This is a genomic window from Pseudomonas sp. NPDC086278, assembly GCF_050280905.1.
Taxonomy (GTDB): Bacteria; Pseudomonadota; Gammaproteobacteria; order Pseudomonadales; family Pseudomonadaceae; genus Aquipseudomonas.
On record NZ_JBNNWE010000063.1, the window covers coordinates 13,642 to 33,772 of the forward strand.

The window sequence follows — 20,131 nt, forward strand, 5'->3', positions numbered from 1 at the left end:
TTATAGGGTTGCAGTAGTACATTTTCCTACAGCGTTATCTCTATCTTATTGATTTATATGCTTATTATTAAATATTAAGAGCATATGACTGGCGTTTTGGCCAATTTGGGTCGATTGCTCCTGACAGGGAATTCTCTAGTATCTGAACTGTGTCGACGGATAGACACGCCCTTCAAGGATGAGGGGAATGGACATCGCAGGAAGCGGTTCATCAGGACGATGAAAAGGAACACAGGGAATAGGGAAAAATGTGGGCGGGTCAAACCGCCCCTTTTTTTGCCCGCAAAAAAGCAAAAAGGCCCGCTAGGGGCCTTTTTGAGAACGCGAGGGAAATCAGCGTTCGAGCTGTTCGATCTTGCCTGGCTTGCCATCCCACTCGGCGGAATCCGGCAGCGGATCCTTGCGCTCAGTGATGTTCGGCCATACTTCGGCCAACTCCATGTTCAGCTGAATGAAGTTTTCCATGCCGGCCGGTACTTCATCTTCGGAGAAGATGGCCACGGCAGGGCATTCTGGTTCGCACAGTGCGCAGTCGATGCACTCATCCGGGTGGATCACCAGGAAATTCGGGCCTTCGTAAAAGCAGTCCACCGGACAAACTTCTACGCAGTCGGTGTACTTGCACTTGATGCAGTTGTCGGTGACGACGAAGGTCATTTCTAATTTTCTCCTCAGGCGGCGGCAGCGGAGCCCCTTCACGTTGGGGTCGCCAGGTTCGGGAGCGATAGTCTGCAGGCCAGGCTATTAGCCTGCAGCATCCCAAACCGCGCGAGATTCTAACAGCTTGCAGGCAAGTGCGTTAGATCCGTGTCTTTAGTGTATAGAGCATTTCAAGTGCACGACGCGGCGTCATGTCATCCAGATCCAGTTTGGCCAGGTCATCCAGCACCGGGTGCGGCAGGCTGGCGAACATGTCGCTCTGTTGTGGCGTGGCCGGTTTGCCCTTGGCAGGCGCAGGAACTTCATGCGGCAGGGCGGTGGCTTCCAGTCGACCCAAATGCTCACGCGCGCGAACAATCACTTCGCTCGGCACACCCGCCAGTTGCGCAACCGCCAGACCATAACTCTGGCTGGCCGGCCCAGGCAACACGTGATGCAGGAACACGATGCGTTCGTTGTGCTCCGTGGCGTTGAGGTGCACGTTGGCCACCAGCGGCTGGGCTTCCGGTAATACCGTCAGCTCAAAGTAGTGAGTGGCGAACAGTGTGTAGGCCCGCAGATGCGCCAAACGCTCGGCGGCAGCCCAGGCCAGGGACAGACCGTCGAAGGTGCTGGTGCCGCGACCGACTTCGTCCATCAGCACCAGGCTGCGCTCGGTGGCATTGTGCAGAATGTTCGCGGTTTCACTCATTTCGACCATGAACGTCGAACGGCCACCGGCCAAGTCATCGCTGGAACCGATCCGGGTGAAGATCCGGTCCACCAGCGACAATTCGCAACTGGCCGCGGGCACGAAGCTGCCGATGTGCGCCAGCAACACGATCAACGCGGTCTGGCGCATGTAGGTGGATTTACCGCCCATGTTCGGACCGGTAATCACCAGCATGCGTGTGTTGTCGTCGAGGCTCAGGTCGTTGGCCACGAACGGCGTCGTCAGTACTTGCTCGACCACCGGGTGACGACCCTGGGTGATGCGCATGCACGGCTCGTCGACGAAGCGCGGGCAGTTCAGGTCAAGGTTCAGGGCACGCTCGGCGAGGTTGCTCAGCACGTCCAGTTCGGCGAGTGCAGCGGCGGTGTCTTGCAGCGGCGGCAGTTGCGCGATCAGGTCCTCGAGCAATGCTTCGTAAAGCATCTTTTCGCGGGCGAGGGCACGGCTCTTGGCCGACAGTGCCTTGTCTTCAAACGCTTTCAGTTCCGGAGTAATAAAGCGCTCGGCGCCTTTGAGCGTCTGACGGCGAATGTAGTCGGCCGGGGCGGATTCGGCCTGCTTGCTCGGCAATTCGATGAAGTAACCGTGAATGCGGTTGTAACCGACTTTCAGGTGCGACAGGCCGGTACGGGCCTTTTCGCGTGCTTCCAGGTCGATCAGGAACTGGCCGGCGTTTTCGCTCAGCGACTGCAAGTCGTCCAGTTCGGCGTCGTAACCGGTTTTCAACACGCCGCCGTCACGAATGACCGCTGGCGGGTTGTCGATGATGGCTTTCTCCAACAGCGCCGCCAGCTCCGGGTAGGTGCTGGTGATCCGCGCCAGTTCAATGATGTGCGGCGCTTCGAGTTCGGTCATCGCGACTTGCAGCTCTGGCAGAGCGCCGAGTGCGTCGCGCAGGCGAGCGAGGTCGCGAGGACGTGCATTGCGCAAACCGATTCGCGCCAGAATCCGCTCGATGTCGCCGATTTCCTTGAGCTGCGGTTGCAGCTTCTCGAAACGGTAACTGTCGAGCAGACAGGTGATTGATGACTGGCGCGCCAGCAATATTTTGAGATCACGCAGAGGGCGGTTCAGCCAGCGCGTCAGCAAACGGCTGCCCATGGCAGTTTGGCAGCGGTCGACGACCGATTGCAGGGTGTTGTCGCGACCGCCGGCGAGGTTGGTGTCCAGTTCCAGGTTGCGGCGGCTCGCGCCATCCAGCACCACGGTGTCGTCCAGACGTTCGTGCCGCAAACTGCGCAAATGCGGCAGGGCGGTGCGCTGGGTTTCCTTGGCGTAGCTGAGCAGGCAGCCGGCGGCGCCGATGGCCAGGGTCAGGTTTTCGCAGCCGAAGCCTTTCAAATCCTGGGTGGAAAATTGCTGGCACAGACTTTTCAGTGCCGAGTCGCGCTCAAAATCCCACGGCGCACGGCGACGAACCCCACGGCGTTTCTCTGCCGGCAAATCTTTCGGCCAGTCATCCGGGATCATCAGCTCTACCGGATTGACCCGCTCCAGTTCCGCCAGCAGGTTTTCCCAGCCTTTAATCTCCAGCACCGTGAAATTGCCGCTGGTGATGTCAAGCACTGCCAGGCCGAACAGACGCTCGTCACCCAATACCGCCGCGATCAGATTGTCCCGACGCTCATCCAGCAGAGCTTCATCACTCACCGTCCCCGGCGTAATGATCCGCACCACCTGACGATCCACCGGACCCTTGCTGGTCGCCGGGTCGCCGACCTGCTCACAGATCACCACGGACTCGCCGAGCTTGACCAGTTTCGCCAGGTAACCTTCCGCCGCGTGGTAAGGAATTCCGCACATCGGAATCGCCTGGCCCGCCGACTGCCCGCGAGCGGTCAGGGTGATGTCCAGCAGCTTGGCGGCCTTCTTCGCGTCTTCGTAGAAAATCTCGTAGAAGTCGCCCATGCGATAGAACATCAGCTGGTCTGGGTGCTGATTCTTCAGGCGCCAGTATTGCTGCATCATCGGCGTGTGGCTGGACAGATCGGAGAGGGCTTTATTCATCGGAAATTCAGGAAAACTCGTTGAAAGGTGTAGGGCAAAGGAGGGGCATTGGCCCGGCTTTTCCGCGATGGGCGCAAGATTACCATGGGCGGTCTGCCCGACGCAGGCATGAAAGCTCTGCGGTACATGTCTGCTTTTTATTCAGCGGCTATGCATATCAGCATTTGTTTTCTGAAAAAACATCAAGCACTATGCGCCCTATGCAAAAACGCAATGTTTCTTCTGTCTTAAGAGCGCTGCTCGATCAGCACGGGATCTCCCCCACGGAGCTTCACCGTCGCACCGGCGTGCCTCAATCCACTCTCTCGCGAATTCTCAGCGGGAAGATTGTCGATCCCTCGGATAAACACATCTCGAAGATCGCCGAGTACTTCGCCGTGAGCACCGACCAGTTGCGTGGCCGCGCGGATGTCGCTGCCCCGGCCAATGCCGGGCGCGGTGAACTGCATTCCGAACTCAAGGACATAAGCCTGTGGGACGACGATACGCCCGTCAATGACGACGAGGTGTCGGTCCCCTTTCTTCGCGAGGTTGAATTGGCGGCTGGATCGGGAAGATTCGTCATCGAAGAGAGCGAGCGCTCCAGCCTGCGCTTCGGCAAGCGCAGCCTGCGTCACAACGGTGTGCAGTTCGACCAGGCTAAGTGCGTAACCGTACGTGGCAACAGCATGTTGCCGGTGCTGCGCGATGGCGCCACCGTCGGCGTGAATGCCGGCAAATGCGGGATCGGCGACATCATCGATGGTGACCTTTATGCGATCAACCATAACGGTCAGCTGCGGGTGAAACAGCTGTATCGCTTGCCCACCGGGATTCGGCTGCGCAGCTTCAATCGTGACGAGCATCCGGATGAGGACTACACCTTCCACGAAATCCAGGAGGAACAGATCGTCATCCTTGGTCATGTCTTCTGGTGGGGCATGTACGCCCGTTAATCTCACCGTTGTCAGATAAAAACCCGCCATGAGCGGGTTTTTTTTCGTCTGCCGAAAACGGCCAAAGCCTTTCCCTGCGCAGCTTCCATGCGCTAGCGCATTGAATGCGCATAAATAAATGCATTTATGCATTGACTGTATATGCATCCATGCATATTCTTTGTCTCAAGCCGCTCAACAAAGCAGCTCGAAACGAAGTTCTTTAGTTCCACCAAAGGCAGCGATGAACCGGCCTCAACGGTTCAGAGGGTTGGCAACTGACCCGGGTGTGCAGCGTAAAGCACCAGAAGCAGTTATCCGGCGGGCAGGGACCGCGGTCGGAAAAACAATCTGAATGGACCCGTACCGCGCCAGTAGCGCCGAAAGGTCAACGCGAAGGACCGCATTACTGAAAAGCCTGGAACGCTCCGGGCTTTTTGGAATGCCTACCTGACCTCGCCACGCCGGGTGAGTGTGAAGCGGCTGTCTTCACGCGAGAAGGGATGCAGAAGCGAATCAGCATTTGCTGAACATGACAATCAAGGAGTTTGAATATGGCCCTATACGCAAAAATCGAATTTTCAAATGTCGTTACCCAGCTGTTGGAGACCGATCAAGGTAAGCCTGCCGACTCTCCCCCATGGTTTCAGTGGGTGGATGTCACAGGTGTCGCTGACATCGGGTTGGGGTACCGCGCAACGTATATGTACCCGGGCTGGACATTTACCAAGCCGACAGAACAAGCCCTGCGCAACGACGCAGAAGGTAAAAGGATCCAGCTGCTGAACGCCGCTGTCACTTGGCTGCTGAACAACCCGGTGCATTACAAAGTCGATATCGGCGTCGCCAGCCCTGCTGAAGAAGCGTTGACCCTGGCGTACAAGCAGTACTTCGTTGCAGTGAGTGAAGTGGCTCAGCAGCCCGACTTTCCTTTCACTATCAACTGGCCCGTAGCGCCTTTCTGACTCCTTTCCACAGTTAAGTCTGAAAGCAGGACCGCATTACTGAAAAGCCCGGCCATCGCCGGGCTTTTTTGAATGCCTACCTGGCGTCAGGCCATTCAAGTGACACCGTTGAAAGACTCAAATCAATCACCCCAGGAGGCGTGACATGACAAACGAGCAACAAGCGTTGCTGGAGATGCCGATCTGGCTCGTCATCGTCCTCGCCCTGGTAGGCGGGGTATCCGGCGAAATGTGGCGCGCCGACAAGGAGGGCGCTCGCGGCTGGTCATTGCTGCGACGTCTGGCGTTGCGGTCGGGGGCCTGCATGGTCTGCGGCGTGTCGGCAATCATGCTGCTGTACGCCGCCGGCGTGTCGATCTGGACGGCCTGCGCCTTTGGTTGCCTGACGGCGATGGCCGGGGCGGATGTGGCCATCGGGCTTTACGAACGCTGGGCGGCGAAGCGGATTGGTGTTTGCGATGTGTCGCCGCGCGATTCTCGCCCTGATTAATCGTGAGGCGGCGTCGCTGATCTTCACCTGCGTATCTGAAACAGGAGGCCACTAATGCCGGCCGTCATCGAAAAACCTTCACAGCTGTTTACCGCCATTGCCGAGGCATTGCGCATCGCCGTTCCGGATTTGCGGGTCGGGAGTCATCAGGATTTCGACAGTACGGGCGATTCGGCATGGGTGCTGATTGCCCTCGAACACGATGCACCGGGTGTCCGATCCAGGGATGGGCGCATCGCCCATGTACTGACCGTTTCGTTGCAGGTCGTTCTGCCCACTTCCGGCCTGGCGGCCTGCGACTTGGGCAGCGATTTGAAAAACCTGGTCACTGACAACCGCTGGAAACTGCCCGGCGATCAATGCGACCTGCCGATGAATATCGACGGCATCGCGTCGACGTTCACCAACGGCTTAAAGGAGTACTACGCCTGGACCGTTTCCTTCACTCAGGCCTTGTACCTCGGCCCAGTCCTGCTGGACGACCCATTGGGCACCCCGAAATTCGCCCGCACCTGGGAGGTATCGGACATCGACGATCCGGATCAATACCAGGCACTTGAGGAGTAATCCATGTTCGATGCACTTATCAGCCAGCAACTGGGCCCGATCATCGAGCGTCTGGCCGAAATGGAAACCGAAATGGAAGACCTGTATCGGCGTACTGACAGCCTCTGCCGCATTGGCGTGTGCGAGGAAGTCGATGCGGCCAGCAACACGTGCAGGGTTCGCCACGGTGAGTTGCTGACCCCGGCGATCCGGTTTTTCAACCCGAGCGCCGGTGCCCAAAGCGAGTCGCGCATTCCCTCTGTCGGCGAGCAGTGCATGTTGCTGAACCACGGCGGCGGTGAGAGCAGCGGCCAGTCCGTCGCATTGTTCGGCCTCAACGGTGGCCAGTTTCCGCCGGCCTCGACGCAGGCTTCGCTGACGCGTCGCCGCTATCAGGACGGCACCGAAACTGGTTACGACGACGCCAGTCACGCACTGCACTGGCAAAACGGCCCGGCCACCTTTATTGGCTCTCGCGAATCGCTCGAGCTAAGCATCGGTCAAGCCCGGCTCTTCATGACGCCTGAGTCGATCCACCTGCAACTGGGCGCGTGCGGCGTGCTGCTCGACGCATCCGGTGTGCACCTGAGCGGTCCGGTGGTTGATCACCAGGGTCGAGTCATCAGCACCGCATAAAGAGTTATCCATGATCGGAATCGATAGAAACACCGGAGCGGCCGTCGACGACTGGCTGCAATTTGTGCAACGCGCTACTCGCGCGCTGACGACCCCTTTGGGCACTCGCCAGAAGCGTCCTTTGTACGGCTCGCTGATCCCCAGTCTGTTGGGCAAGAACCTCGGCGACGACATGCTGATGCTTGCCCAGAGCCATGCGGCGCAAGCGTTTTACAACGAACAGAACGGCATTGGCGATTTCCAGCCGCAGGTCATTGTCGCCAGCCGACAGGGCGCGGGATTGCTGCTGCGTTTCGCGGGCACTTGGCAGAACCGCAATCAGACATTCGAGGTGGTGGCATGAGTATGTTGATTCCCGGCCAGAACCAGCTGGCCGAACCTTCGATCGTCACCGTCGACGCGTTCGAAGACTTGCTGGCCGAGTTCAAGACGTTTGTCGTCGAGTACGTCGGCGCTCGCTCTCCGGAGCGGGCGGCGAAGCTCAAAGTCAGCCTCGATAACGAAAGCGAATTGCTGACCCTGGCACTTGAGGCGTTTTGCGTGCGTCTGCAGATCCACGAGCGCAAATACAACGCCCGCATCAAGCAGATGCTGGCGTGGTGGGCGACCGGTAGCAACCTGGATGCGCGACTCGCTGACATGGGCCTTGAGCGTCAATTGCTCGACCCTGGCGACCCGGCGGCATTTCCCCCCGTTGCCCCCATTTTTGAAAGCGATGACGACGCCCGACTGCGCTATTACCTGGCGCCGCATGCACCGGCAGCGGGTTCGCGAATGCAGTATCGCCGGGAAATTTTTACGCTCGGGGAGCGGCCCACAGTGAAGGTGGAAGCTGCCGCTGCGGGAGAGTTGCTCGTCACTTACACCTTCAATCCGGACGGTTACGCGGCTCAGGTCAAGGACGGCAACGGACGCCGTACCGCCCCCGGCGAGGTGATGGTCACCGTACTGGCCCGCAAGGGTGATGGCTCGCCCTCCGAAGCGTTGCTTGATGGCGTTCGACAGCATTTCGCCCGACCTGATGTGCGCCCCGAGACCGACCTTGTCACGGTGCAGGGCGCGCACATCAAGACCTACAAAATGCGGGTCGTGGCGAAGATCAATGCCGGCCCTGATTCGGGATTGACCAAGGTCGCCGCGCAGCAGCAGTTGCAGGCCTATGCCGATTCCTGCCATCGCCTGGAAGGACGGGTCGACCCGAGCTGGATCGACTACACGCTACACAGCGCTGGCGCCGTTCAACTGCAAATCCTGGAACCGCTGGCGCCGATTGTGACGACGGCTTTTGAAGCCCCGTACTGCACGGGCGTCGAGGTTGAGGTGGACACTTTATGAGCGACGACACCTCTCGCCCGAGCTTGTTACCAGCCAACAGTTCGCCGCTGGAAAGGGCGCTGGATCTGGGGTTTGGCCGCTTGCTGGATCGTATCGCGCCGCCGTTTGCGCAGTTGATGAACCCCAGCGAAACACCGCCGGCATTCCTGCCGTACCTCGGTGCGGATCGCGGTGTCAGTGAATGGAGTTCCGACGCACCCGAAGCTGAAAAGCGTTTGACCGTCGAACTCGCCTGGCCCACCGCCCGCCAGGCCGGTACCCGAAGAGCCCTGGAGAACGCCGCCAAGGGCTTGCAACTGCGACCCGAAGTGCGCGCCTGGTACGAGCAAATACCTGCGGGCCAGCCCTACAGTTTTTCCGTCAGGGCCTTCACCGAACAGCCCTACAGCGAAGACATCGATGCGCGTCTGGATCGACGTCTGGCCGATGCCAAAAGTGAGCGCGACACCTTGACCGTGTCCGTCGGCCTGAGCGCCTTCGGCACTCATGTCATCGGCGCCGCCACCGTGTGCGGCGAACTGACCACGGTCTACCCGATCGTCATCGAAGGCCTCGAAGCCTCGGGCCAGGCCTTCATGGCCGCCGGGCTCTACGCCGTTGAAACATCCACTATTTATCCTCAGGGGACCTAAATGGCCGACTACTACACCCTGCTGACCAACGCAGGGATTGCCTATGAAACTGCCTGCAAGGCAGCGGGCTTGCCGATCAAACTGTCACAGATATCCGTCGGGGACGGCGGCGGTACGGTTTACAACCCCGCCGCCACCGCAACGGCACTGAAGCGTGAAGTGTGGCGCGGACCACTCAATGCACTGTTCCAGGATGATAAAAATCCGAGCTGGTTGCTGGCTGAAGTGACTATTCCGCCGGATGTCGGCGGCTGGTATGTACGTGAAGCCGGACTCTGGACCGACACCGGCATTTTGTACGCCATCGTTAAATATCCGGAGTCGTTCAAGCCGGTGTTGGCGACGTCGGGTTCGGGGAAAGAGTTCTACATTCGCTCGATTTTCGAGACCAGCAATGCGGCGTTGGTGACGTTGTTGATCGACGACACCGTCGTCAAGGCGACCCGTGCCTGGGTCATGAGCTACCTCGCTGAAGAGCTGGGCAAGCTCGATGGCAAACAATCGGTGCGTGTCGCGGCGACGGCCAACGTGGTGTTGAACGGCGCACAGCAGATTGATGGTGTCGCGGCGGTTGCGGGTGATCGGGTGTTGCTGGCGTCTCAGACATCGGCGAAAGACAACGGCCTATGGGTTGTGGGCAATGGCGCCTGGACCCGTACGAATGACGCTAATACCAGCGCGAAAGTGACGCCGGGCCTGACCGTGATGGTCGAGGAAGGCACGGCGAATGGTGATTCGCTGTGGCACCTGACGACTAACGGCCCGATTACGCTGGATACCACCGCGCTGACGTTTGAAATGTTGGCGGGCCGGACTGGGATTCAGCCAGGCACTTACAAAAGTCTGAATGTCGACAAGTATGGTCGGGCAACCGGTGGCTCGAATCCCGAGACGCTGGCCGGGTTTGGTATCAAGGACACGTACACCAAGTCTGAGATTGAGTCGCTGATTGCCACGGCTTCGGCGTTGCCGGTGGGGTCGATTGTTGCGTTTCCGGTTGATACGCCGCCGCCGGGTTTTCTTGAGCTGGATAACAGCGTCAAGAGCAGTGCCACTTATCCAGACTTGAGCGCTTATCTGGCGGGCAAGTTCAACAAGGGAGATGAGGGCGTTGGTAACTTCCGGTTGCCGGAGGCGCGTGGAGAGTTTTTGCGCGGCTGGGATCATGGGCGTGGAGTGGATTCAGGTCGCCTCATCGGTAGCTTACAAGTCGATGCACTGCAAGAGCACTGGCACACCGTTCTGACTCCCGGTTCCGGCTCAGTAATGCCAACAGATGGCAATATCACCTCGTTTGACTTTCCGATTGTGCCTTTCGGGAAGGGTGGCTCGGTAAACGGCCGGATTCTAACCACAGGTGCAGCTGGCGCGCGGTTGGCGTCTGAAACCCGGGGCCGAAACCTCGCCGTCATGTGGTGCATCAAAGCCTGGAACGCCGCGGTCAATCAGGGAAACATTGATGTCGCGGCACTTGCCACCGAAGTGCAGGCAATGGCCGTCAATCGCGGTGTCGTTGGCGATGTCCGCAATGGTCGAATGGTGCTGACTGCCGAGTCGTCAACGGCCACTTACACCGCTGACGAACTGGTGGTCAAGGATGCCTTTGGCGGTCGCCAATGGGTTCTACCTAACCTGGCGCTGAACATTAACTTGGCGACAGTCGGCGCTGGCGGCATGGACATTGGTACTGCACCTTCCAGCGGTTATGTGGCGATTTACGTCATTTACAATCCGGTCTCCAGGCAAGCAGCCGCGTACGCGGTGAATGCAACGTCGAGCGTTGTGGCTGAGGTGTGCAAGAAGCCGATGCCGGCGGGGTATATCGCCTCCGCACTTGTTGCGGTGGTTGCGACCAATGCCTTGGGTCAAATGCTTCCTGTCATCGTGAATGGGCGTCGTCACTACATTAGGTTGCTTGAAATTTTTACGACTACGGCTCTGACCTCCTTGCCGTGGGCGATTGCAAGCATTGTCCCTCCAAATGCCAAGTGCTATTCCGGCGAACTGGCAATGTCCAACACAAGCGGCGGCGCCATGACCATCAATCTGGCGACTGGCTCTTATGGAATCGGGCAAAGCAATTTCACCACCTCGATACTGGCTGGTCAGTTAACGATTTTGAATTTTTACGACGTAGCCATAGAGACACCACAACTGACACACATTACGACCGCCTGTAATACAGGCTCCCCAAAGTTTGCCGCTCACTGCAATGGGTATTCGATATGAGTAAGTTCGTACAGATCAGGAGGGATCAGGTGGTCACGATTTCCCCTTGCGCGCAGGATCCGGCGTATTGGCCGGATATCGTGGAGGTCGAGGACGATGACCCACGATATGTCGCCTTCTTTACCAAGATACAAGCGATTCTGGCTGGCCTGCCGGACGGTGACGCCGGGCAGACATCAACTGAGACACCCAATCAGAACGCTGATCAACAACCCTGAACGCCCCGCACCGACGGGGCGTTTTCTTATCCGCTAATCAACAACCATCAGCCCCTTCACTCAGGGGCTTTTTTGTACCTGGAGAAACCCAAATGGCAGAACGCCAAACCTACACCGTGCTCGTCCCATTCCCCGTTGGGCGTGGCCACTGGTCGACCGTCGGCCAGGATCTCGACCTGCTCGACGTCGAAGCCAACGCACTGCTCAGCGCCGGTCGCCTGGCACTGAAAACATCCACCCCGGCCGCACAGGCCGTTGCCAAGAAGGCTGAATAACATGGCTGAGGTTTTGAACTTCGAGCACAACGGCATCACCGTCGATGCCTCCGAATCTCCCGAGGCCATGGGTGGCCTGGGCGATAACGTCATCGGTCTGATCGGCACTGCGCCGAAAGCCGATCCGCTGATTCCGCGTAACGCCCCGTTCCGCATCAACAGTTTCACCACTCAGGCGCTGCTCGATCCGACTGGCACCGAGTCGGGCACGCTGTTCCACGCGGTGTTCCAGATCCTGAAAGTGGTCAAGGTGCCGGTCTACGTGGTCATCGTCGAGGAGGGTGAAACCCCGGCCGACACACTGAACAACGTGATTGGCGGCGTCGAGCCGCTGACCGGTCGCAAGCTGGGCCTTCCGGCGCTGAGTGGTGTGCCCGAAGACCTGACCATCATCGGTGCGCCAGGCTTCACCGGCACCAAAGCCGTGGCCAGTGAGTTCGCGTCGTTCGGCAAGCGCATCAAGGCGCGGGTGGTACTCGACGGCAAGGACGCCGCGGTTGCCGATCAAGTGACTTACAGCCAGGAACTGGGCGGCACGGACCTCGGTTTCGACCGCTGCCTGCTGGTGCACAACATGCCGTCGGTGTACTCCAAGGCCGCGAAGAAAAACGTCTTCCTGTCGCCATCGAGCCTGGCCATCGCCGCATTGGCCAAGGTCAAGCAGTGGGAGAGCCCGGGCAATCAGGTGACCTACGCCGAGGACGTGTCGCGGGTCGTGGAATACAACATTCTCGACACCTCCACCGAAGGCGATCTGCTCAACCGCTACGGCATCAGCTACTACGCCCGGACCATTCTTGGCGGCTTCTCGCTGCTGGGTAACCGTTCCATCACTGGCAAGTTCATCAGCTACGTCGGTCTCGAAGATGCGATCAGCCGCAAGCTGGTGAAAGCCGGCCAGAAAGCCATGGCCAAGAACCTGACCAAGTCGTTCATGGACCAGGAGGTCAAGCGCATCAACGACTGGCTGCAAACCCTGGTGGCCGACGAAACGATTCCCGGCGGCAGCGTGTACCTGCACCCGGAATTGAACAGTGTCGAGAAGTACAAGAACGGCACCTGGTTCATCGTCATCGACTACGGCCGCTACGCGCCAAACGAACACATGGTTTATCAACTCAACGCCCGCGATGAAATCATCGAGCAGTTCCTGGAGGACATTCTCTAATGTTTACTAACCGCGTAAGACAGGCCATTGCGGCCACCCTGCAGGGTTTGCCGTTGTCGGCGACTGTGGAAAGTTTCATCCCGCCGAAGATTGATTTCGTCGTGGAGCCTATGACGGGTGGACGCTTTATCGCTGAGAACATGGTCAAAGGTGCCAGCGCGCTGACGGCCACATTGGCCCTTCAAGGTATTGGACCAGAGGTCATGCTGGCTCTCGGTGTGAAGCTGGGGGACGACATTCTGCTGAGCGTGCGCGAAGCCGGTCAGGATCAGGATGGGAACACCTGGTTCACCTATCACACCGTGGGCGGCAAGCTGAAGTCCTTGGCTGAAACGACCATCAAGATGGCTGATAAGCCGACGACTACGCTCGAACTCGCCTGCCGTACCTACAACCGCATCGAAAACGGCATTCCGGTGATCGACATCGATGCGCGCACCCAGAAGTTCATGCTCAACGGCGTGGATATCCTCGGTGATGCCCGTCGCGCGGTGTTGATTGTGTAACCCCGCAATACCCTCGATGCCTGCCAGTTAAGCGCAATCCCTGTGGGAGCGGGCTTGCTCGCGAAGAGGCCTTCAGCTTCAACATCAATGTTGACGGATCCACCGCTTTCGCGAGCAAGCCCGCTCCCACAGGGGATGTCGCCAGTCTGGATATCTGCGTTTGCTGACCGGCATCGCGCAACACCTTCCCACCCCGATCCACCAAGGAATTCATTTCATGTCCTGGACCCCTCGTGTTCACGTTTTGCTGTCGCCGATTACCGCCGACGATCAATCGCAGATTGAGCAAATACAACTCCAACCACTGTTCTACGCCGCGCAGAAAGAAGCCCTGGCCCGTGCTGGCGACGATGAGGACGATCAGTTCTTCGAACTCGCCAAACTGGCCACCGGCCTGTCGGTCAAGGAACTGGATCAACTCAAGCGCCCGGACTACGTGAGCATCGCGCAGTACGTGCACGAAATGTCGACCCGACCGGCGTCGTACTTTCTGGCGCAGGACACTGACGCTGACACAGCACTGGACGATCCTGACCAGGTGCAGCTGCTGCAACCGCTCAATGTCGCTGGCCGCAGCACGTCCTCGCTGACCCTGGAGATGCCGGTGCTGCGCGCCACCAAGGCGATGAAAAAACTGAAAACCGCCAAGGAGCGCGCGGAGTTCATCACCGCCCATTGCACCGGGCTGATGATTCCCGACCTGGACTTGCTGACCGTGCCCGACTGGACACAGCTTCAGGTACGCATCGACGATTTTTTAAACCAACCGGCGGACTTCTTTCGGAGCGCGACATCGAAGTAATCCTCGATGTCGTGCCGCTCATTTACCCGGTAAGTGAAGCGGAAATTCTGGAATGGGACGCCGGCAAGGCCTTGCGCCGCTACGACATTGCGATCACTCGCCTTGGCGTGAAACAGGAGTAGAGCGGGATGGCGGAAGATACCTATTCGCTCAAGTTCACTGCAATCAATCAAGACGGTGGAGGGATAAATGGCACTGGCAATAACGCCGACCTGATAGCACCCAATGCCTCTGCCAGGTCGCCGTTAGCTGCTTCAGCTGCGGGTCAGCAAATGCCCGGTCTGGATCACGCATGTGCCGGGCTGGAAATGGCATTGGCCGGCGCCGGTCTTGAAATCAGCCTGCTGACGGCAGAGCAGAGTCGGCTCAGAGCGGTGCTTGAATCCATCGACGGAACGCTCTCGTCGCAGCGCTCGTTGTTGCAGGCGATGAATGACAAGCCTGCGCCGACCAACACTTCAGGCGCTGGCGAGGAAGCAAAAACCAAGGCTTTGGGCGGTGACAATCCCCCGTATGAGCCTTTGAGGCCCGCCATCAACCTGGATGCGGCGATGGCCGAGTTGGGGTTGGTGATTCGCTTCGAGGGCGATCAACGTCGACAATTGGCGATCACCAACGAACAAATGGCCAGCGAGAGGCTGGTGGCACCAAGCCGGGCGACCGCGGTTGATCTGGCACGCGTTGAATTTACTGCCGCCCAGGCTGGGATCGGCAACGATCAGCGTGATGCTGCAGGCAACGTCGATACGCTCGCTCGACAGAAATCAATTGTCGAGTTTACCCGTGACGCGGCGATCACAGCCTCTGCGTTCAGAATGCCGGCCAAGGATGCGGCCGAGCTGTTGATCGGCTGGCGCACCTCGATGAACCTCGACCGTGGGAAGACCCAGGACCTGGCCGATGCCACGAGCGTATTAGGCCGCGGCTTGAGTGCTTCCGAGGCTGATATTGGCTCGATCCTCTCCAATTATGGTGCCGCTGGAACCAACTCCGGCCTGACACCCGAACAAACCGCCGCGCTGTCCGCTGCCTTGCTCAATGCTGGCGTCAAAACCGCCGATGCCGGGGTTACCTTTGAAAAAATCACCACGACGCTGGCTCGGGGAGAAGCGACGTCGCCCGGCCAGCAAGCCGCCTGGGCGCAACTGGGGCTGGACCCTAAAGCGCTGGCCAATGGGATGCAAAAAGATGCGCCCTCGACCATCGTTTCGGTCCTTGAAGCGCTAAAGGCGCAACCCGTAACAGAGCGGTCCGGGCTTGCCACGCAGCTGTTCTCGGTCGACAAACCGATTCTGCAAATGCTGCAAAACATCGGCGAAGTCGACCGCGCGTTTGCGCTGGTGAGCGACAAAAAACAGTATGCGACTTCGCAGCTGCATGATCAGGGTGCGGTCCAGCAATCGGCACTGAAACTCTCGGACAGTTCGCAATCGCACTGGAACGTTTTCAACGCCCAGTTGGACCGTCTCAAGATCTCAAGCGGCAACAGCGTGCTGCCGATGTTCGATGCACTGCTGGCGCCAACCGGTGCGGCCATCAATGGCCTGAGCCGGTTTGCCGAAGCATTCCCGGTAGCCACTGGCGCACTCCTGGTGGGCGCCGCGGCGTTCAAGGGGGTGAAAATCGTCGACAAGGTCAAAGGCTGGTTGGGCGAAGGAAGCCGTAACGGCGCTGCCAAGGGAAACGGCGGTGGTGCTGGAACAGGCGGTCTCGGCAGCACGTTGCGGACCCGAACGTCCGCGCTGGGCAGTCTTGCGGTGACCCGACTTCAAACGGTTCAGGCTCAAGTGATGGCCCGTGCCCAGGCGCTTGGCGCCGTCGCCAACAGCCGGTTGGCGGGTTTGACGTCCAGCACCGGCAGGCGATTGATGGGCCAAGGGACCAGGGTCGGTCGTGTAGCAGGCTCGTTGGCTCGTCCGCTTATGTTGGTCGATGCCGGTCTTGAGGTCGTCGAAGGGATTCGCAAGGGGGATGCCCGGCTGGTTGGCGGCGGTCTCGGTTCGGCGGCGGGTGGGCTGGCTGGCTCTTATGCGGGAGCTGGCGCTGGCGCAATAATAGGCACATTTTTCTCTCCGGGTGCGGCGACCTTTGTCGGCGGCCTGCTCGGCGGGGTAGTGGGCGGGGCGGCGGGCAGTGCGGTGGGCCATAAGGCCGGTTCATGGCTGGGCGAGCAGCTTGGCAGGCCGGTTAACCGGCTCGACCCACCGAGCCAGGTGAGCAAGAACCTGGTCGGTGCGCAGATGAACAACCGGCCGATCAACTTTGCGCCCGTCATCAACATCACCGGTCAGGATCCTACCCATGCCAGGCAGATCGCTAACCTGGTCACGCAAACACTGCATGCGCAATTTGTGCCTTTGATGATGGCCAATCCACTCGCCGCGAGACGCAATGCGGCCCTCACCGATGGAGGTATTTGATGCGACAGCAAATGGTGTTGGGCAGCTTCATTTTTGGCCTGTCCCGAGACTTTGCCTATAGCGGTCTGGTTCGTAAGTCAGACGGCGGTTGGGTGGATCTGGACATCCTTGCCAGCAAGCCTAAATCGAGCCAGACCGGACAGGGCCTGGAGACGCTGAGTATCACGGGTAAGTCGATGTATGCCGTGGCAATGCAGCGACTCGACGAGTTGCGTGCCTTACAGGCACTGCGTGTGCCGCTGCCATTGCTGGATGGTCTCGGGCGCAACTGGGGCCTTTGGCGGATTACCAGCGTGACGGAGACCCAGAGCGAGATCATCGATGACGGGACAGCGATGCTCAATTCCTGGGCGATCGAGTTAACGGAGTTCATCAATGCGTAGAGTCAGAAGTATCGCCGGCGATTCAGTCAATCTGTTGCTCTACCGTGAGCTTGGCCGCTGTGACGACGCCGCTGAAGAAGCGCTTTGGCAACTGAATCGGACCCTTGCCGAACAGGGACCGGTGTTGCCGGCGGGAATCTGGGTAGTGATGCCCGAGTTGGCGACGCCGACGGTGGCTGCCACCCCCGTATTGGCCTGGGATTAAGGAGGACGCATGACGCTTGGATTTACCCCCGCCGTAGAAATCTACGGAGCCAATTCCCGGCTGCTCAATGAGCGGCTGATCCAATGGGAGCATATCGATGTCTCCGGTATCGAGTCCGATCAGATCAAACTCCTTATCGATCTGGAAGGGCTGGAAGGACTGCCCAGCCTCGGTGGCAGGATCGGCTTGCAAGTGGGTTACAAAGAGTCAGGCCTGGTCGACAAAGGCGTGTTTGTCATCACCCAGCGCACCCCGTCTTTGTATCCGCAGCAGTTGTCGCTCATCGCGATGTCGGCTCCCTTCAGTGAGCACGATGACACCGGCTTCAAGCAGCGCCGATGGGCCAGTTACGGCCCCACGACGCTGGGCGCGTTGTTTCGAGAACTGACCATGAAGCATGGCTTTTCTCCGCGCGTGGCGCCGGTGCTGGACAAGCAGAAAATTGAGCATATCGACCAGTCCAACGAAACGGACATGGGATTTCTGACCCGTGTCGCAAAGATGTATGGCGCAGTCACCAAACCGGTGAACGGTCTGTATGTGTTGGCATCGGGTGGGCAAGTGACGTCCATCTCCGGCAAGTCGCTGACGGAAGTTTCACTCTCGGTGACCACGGACAATCGCCCCGGCGACCAAGGCTTTATCAGTGCCGTTATTGATGAAGCCGTCCGATCAAAATACAACGGGTGCCAAGCCACCTGGTGGGACGCGGTGGCCGCCAAGGAGCGAACGGTTCACGTGGGCACCAAGCCGTTCAAAACGCTTCCTCGGCGTTGTCAGAATGAAGACCAGGCCAAGGCCGCCGCCGAGGGTGAGTTACGCCGGCTGGAGCGCGACGCGTTCAAGCTGACAATCAGTTGTCCGGGGCACCCTGACCTCGCCGCGGAAGGGGTTATTCGACTGGACGCCAGTTGGCCCGGGATCATGCAGGGTCGATGGTCTATCAAAAAGCTAACGGCCAGTGGCACCCGCAAGGAAAGCTACCGATGCACCGTTGAGGCTCATTGCCTGGACCCCGCGCAGTAACTCCCCCACATTCAATTCGATTCTGGAGCACCTCCCTAAGGATCACTCCGCTCATCACGCAGTTGCATGAGCGATGCCCAACCCGGTCATTGCGCTCGCGTTTTCGCGTTGTACAAACATAGAAAAGTAGATGGAGGACTTCTTATGCCCCTAACGGAAGGGCAACTGCTCAACATCATGCCCAACGCCCGCCTTCAAGCGGGCGTTTTCATTTGCGCACTCAACGCCGCCATGACGCGCTTCAACATCGACACTCCGAAACGCATTGCCGCGTTTCTCGCACAGGTCGGCCATGAGTCGGGCCAGTTGCACTACGTGCGGGAACTGGGCAGTGAGCAATACTTAAGTAAATACGACACCGGCACCCTGGCGGTCCGTTTGGGCAACACACCAGCGCCTGACGGCGACGGCCAAAAATACCGTGGCCGAGGCCTGATCCAGATCACCGGCCACGACAATTACCGCCAATGCAGCCTCGGACTGTTCGGTGACGACCGGTTGCTGTTTCTGCCCGAGCTCCTGGAAAAGCCGCAGTGGGCCGCCGAATCCGCCGCCTGGTTCTGGGAGCAGAACGGCCTCAACCAACTGGCCGACCGCGACCAGTTCAACAGCATCACCCGCCGCATTAACGGCGGGCTCAACGGTTTGCAGGATCGTCTGCAACTTTGGGCACGGGCGAGGGCGGTGTTATGCCAGCCTTCGGCTTGATGCCTATTTCTTACCGGGCAATCGGTGCTTTTGTGTTTCTGGTGGCGTTGGCCGGCGGTTCGGCGATGCTGGCCTGGCGCATTCAGGACTGGCGTTACGGTCGGCAATTGACGGAACAGGCCAGTTTGCACGCCAAGACGCTAAACGCGTTGACCCTGGCGGCCGCCACGCAGCAACAGGCCGAGCAAGACCAGCGCCTGGCGCTGGAGCAGCGTCTGTCGGCCAGCGAACAAACCCATTATCGAGCGCTTAGCGATGCCCAACGTGATCAAGGTCGCCTGCGCGACCGTCTTGCCACTGCTGATGTGCGCTTGTCAGTCCTCCTCGACCCCCATGACCCTGCCTCAGGCTGTGCGGTGCCAGCCACCGCCGACGCCAGCGGCGTGGATCATGGCGCCGTACGCGCCCGACTTGACCCGGCGCATGCTCAACGAATTGTCGCCATCACCGATGCCGGCGACCGCGGATTGATTGCCTTGCAGGCTTGTCAGGCCTATATCAGAGCCATCGTTCGCTAACATCTTGATCGATCCTGCGCCTTGCAAGCGCGATACGCTCGTGTACGGTAGTTCTCATTCCGCCCGCTCTGGAGATGACCGTGAAAGAAATCACCCAACTGGCTGCTGAACTGGGCAGACGCTTGCAGGTTCTCAATGCGCACGTCACGGCGGCCGAGTCCTGTACCGGTGGCGGTATTTCGGAGGCGATCACTCGCATTCCGGGGAGTTCGGCATGGTTCGAGGCCGGTTATGTGACGTACTCCAACCGTCAGAAAACCCAGCAATTGAATGTCCCGGACGAATTGTTTTCGACGGTCGGTGCGGTCAGTCAGGAAGTCGTCGAGGCGATGGCGCGTGGCGCTCAGGAAAAAAGCCGGGCGCATTTTGCCGTGGCGGTCAGTGGCGTGGCGGGGCCGGACGGCGGGTCGCCGAGCAAGCCGGTGGGCACGGTGTGGCTGGCCTGGGGCGTGGGTGAGCAGGTGTTCAGCGAGGTCCAGCACTTCCCCGGCAACCGCGACGAGGTTCGCCGACAAACGGTGAAGGCCGCGCTAGAGGGGCTGCTGCGCCATGCCGCTGGAGAAATCTCAAATCAGGGGTAGGCGATCCTGAATCGCTGTGGAATAATACTGGCTACTTATACAGGTGTTGGCCGTCAGGCCTTATTGATTACGTGAGGACTTTAATGGACGACAACAAGAAGAAAGCCTTGGCTGCGGCCCTGGGTCAGATCGCCAGAACAACTGATACCCGACCGCGAGCACCACCGGCCCGATAAACAAGCCGATGATTCCGCT

At 59.2% G+C, this 20,131-nt stretch carries 23 protein-coding genes; 21 read left to right on the forward strand and 2 right to left on the reverse strand.

The genetic code is table 11. The features are described from left to right. Positions 1–333: 333 nt before the first annotated feature. Both fdxA and mutS read right to left on the reverse strand, forming a co-directional pair. Complete coding sequence (fdxA, locus tag ACQKP4_RS19245) at positions 334–657, reverse strand: ferredoxin FdxA (RefSeq protein ID WP_427635223.1); 324 nt, start codon at positions 655–657, stop codon at positions 334–336. Between the two features lie 142 nt (positions 658–799). Continuing rightward, complete coding sequence (gene mutS, locus ACQKP4_RS19250; RefSeq protein WP_427635224.1) at positions 800–3,379, reverse strand: DNA mismatch repair protein MutS; 2,580 nt, start codon at positions 3,377–3,379, stop codon at positions 800–802. Positions 3,380–3,579: 200 nt separating this feature from the next. Here mutS and ACQKP4_RS19255 point away from each other — a divergent pair, with 200 nt between their 5' ends. The 21 genes from ACQKP4_RS19255 (at position 3,580) to ACQKP4_RS19355 (ending at position 19,936) form a co-directional block, all read left to right on the forward strand. Continuing rightward, the gene (locus tag ACQKP4_RS19255) at positions 3,580–4,314 is read left to right on the forward strand and encodes a LexA family transcriptional regulator (protein WP_427635225.1); all 735 of its coding nucleotides are present in this window, start codon (positions 3,580–3,582) and stop codon (positions 4,312–4,314) included. Between the two features lie 533 nt (positions 4,315–4,847). Further along, positions 4,848–5,258, forward strand: coding sequence for a tail fiber assembly protein (locus tag ACQKP4_RS19260; RefSeq protein ID WP_427635226.1), 411 nt, complete (start codon positions 4,848–4,850; stop codon positions 5,256–5,258). 145 nt (positions 5,259–5,403) lie between these two features. After that, complete coding sequence (locus tag ACQKP4_RS19265; protein ID WP_427635227.1) at positions 5,404–5,748, forward strand: phage holin family protein; 345 nt, start codon at positions 5,404–5,406, stop codon at positions 5,746–5,748. A 54-nt stretch (positions 5,749–5,802) separates the two neighbouring features. Then, a complete protein-coding gene (locus ACQKP4_RS19270; protein ID WP_427635228.1) occupies positions 5,803–6,315 on the forward strand; it encodes a hypothetical protein in 513 nt (170 codons plus the stop codon). A gap of 3 nt (positions 6,316–6,318) precedes the next feature. Further along, positions 6,319–6,930, forward strand: coding sequence for a phage baseplate assembly protein V (locus ACQKP4_RS19275; protein ID WP_427635229.1), 612 nt, complete (start codon positions 6,319–6,321; stop codon positions 6,928–6,930). A 10-nt stretch (positions 6,931–6,940) separates the two neighbouring features. Next, positions 6,941–7,273, forward strand: a complete 333-nt coding sequence (locus tag ACQKP4_RS19280) for a phage baseplate protein (protein ID WP_427635230.1) — start codon at positions 6,941–6,943, stop codon at positions 7,271–7,273. Next, positions 7,270–8,265 (forward strand): baseplate J/gp47 family protein, encoded by a 996-nt coding sequence (locus tag ACQKP4_RS19285; protein WP_427635231.1) that lies wholly within the window; start codon positions 7,270–7,272, stop codon positions 8,263–8,265. Before ACQKP4_RS19280 ends, ACQKP4_RS19285 begins: the two co-directional genes overlap by 4 nt. Further along, entirely contained in the window at positions 8,262–8,897 is a 636-nt protein-coding gene (locus ACQKP4_RS19290) for a phage tail protein I (protein WP_427635232.1), read from the forward strand. Before ACQKP4_RS19285 ends, ACQKP4_RS19290 begins: the two co-directional genes overlap by 4 nt. Beyond that, positions 8,898–11,126, forward strand: a complete 2,229-nt coding sequence (locus tag ACQKP4_RS19295; RefSeq protein WP_427635233.1) for a phage tail protein — start codon at positions 8,898–8,900, stop codon at positions 11,124–11,126. After that, a complete protein-coding gene (locus ACQKP4_RS19300; protein WP_427635234.1) occupies positions 11,123–11,344 on the forward strand; it encodes a hypothetical protein in 222 nt (73 codons plus the stop codon). Before ACQKP4_RS19295 ends, ACQKP4_RS19300 begins: the two co-directional genes overlap by 4 nt. A 92-nt stretch (positions 11,345–11,436) precedes the next feature. Beyond that, entirely contained in the window at positions 11,437–11,619 is a 183-nt protein-coding gene (locus tag ACQKP4_RS19305; RefSeq protein ID WP_427635235.1) for a hypothetical protein, read from the forward strand. Position 11,620: 1 nt separating this feature from the next. Next, the gene (locus tag ACQKP4_RS19310) at positions 11,621–12,787 is read left to right on the forward strand and encodes a phage tail protein (protein WP_427635236.1); all 1,167 of its coding nucleotides are present in this window, start codon (positions 11,621–11,623) and stop codon (positions 12,785–12,787) included. Continuing rightward, positions 12,787–13,293, forward strand: coding sequence for a phage major tail tube protein (locus ACQKP4_RS19315; protein WP_427635237.1), 507 nt, complete (start codon positions 12,787–12,789; stop codon positions 13,291–13,293). The genes ACQKP4_RS19310 and ACQKP4_RS19315 overlap by 1 nt, the downstream gene beginning before the upstream one ends. Before the next feature lie 217 nt (positions 13,294–13,510). After that, entirely contained in the window at positions 13,511–14,095 is a 585-nt protein-coding gene (locus ACQKP4_RS19320) for a phage tail assembly protein (RefSeq protein ID WP_427635238.1), read from the forward strand. A 128-nt stretch (positions 14,096–14,223) separates the two neighbouring features. Then, positions 14,224–16,515, forward strand: coding sequence for a phage tail tape measure protein (locus ACQKP4_RS19325; protein ID WP_427635239.1), 2,292 nt, complete (start codon positions 14,224–14,226; stop codon positions 16,513–16,515). Then, entirely contained in the window at positions 16,515–16,898 is a 384-nt protein-coding gene (locus tag ACQKP4_RS19330) for a phage tail protein (RefSeq protein WP_427635240.1), read from the forward strand. Before ACQKP4_RS19325 ends, ACQKP4_RS19330 begins: the two co-directional genes overlap by 1 nt. After that, positions 16,891–17,103 carry a tail protein X gene (locus ACQKP4_RS19335; protein ID WP_427635241.1) on the forward strand — a complete coding sequence of 71 codons (213 nt, stop codon included), beginning with the start codon at positions 16,891–16,893 and terminating at the stop codon, positions 17,101–17,103. The genes ACQKP4_RS19330 and ACQKP4_RS19335 overlap by 8 nt, the downstream gene beginning before the upstream one ends. A 9-nt stretch (positions 17,104–17,112) precedes the next feature. Next, the gene (locus ACQKP4_RS19340; RefSeq protein WP_427635242.1) at positions 17,113–18,129 is read left to right on the forward strand and encodes a phage late control D family protein; all 1,017 of its coding nucleotides are present in this window, start codon (positions 17,113–17,115) and stop codon (positions 18,127–18,129) included. 144 nt (positions 18,130–18,273) lie between these two features. Then, positions 18,274–18,837, forward strand: coding sequence for a glycoside hydrolase family 19 protein (locus ACQKP4_RS19345; protein WP_427635243.1), 564 nt, complete (start codon positions 18,274–18,276; stop codon positions 18,835–18,837). Continuing rightward, entirely contained in the window at positions 18,819–19,355 is a 537-nt protein-coding gene (locus ACQKP4_RS19350; RefSeq protein ID WP_427635244.1) for a lysis system i-spanin subunit Rz, read from the forward strand. The genes ACQKP4_RS19345 and ACQKP4_RS19350 overlap by 19 nt, the downstream gene beginning before the upstream one ends. An 80-nt stretch (positions 19,356–19,435) precedes the next feature. After that, positions 19,436–19,936, forward strand: a complete 501-nt coding sequence (locus ACQKP4_RS19355; protein ID WP_427635245.1) for a CinA family protein — start codon at positions 19,436–19,438, stop codon at positions 19,934–19,936. Positions 19,937–20,131: the final 195 nt, after the last annotated feature.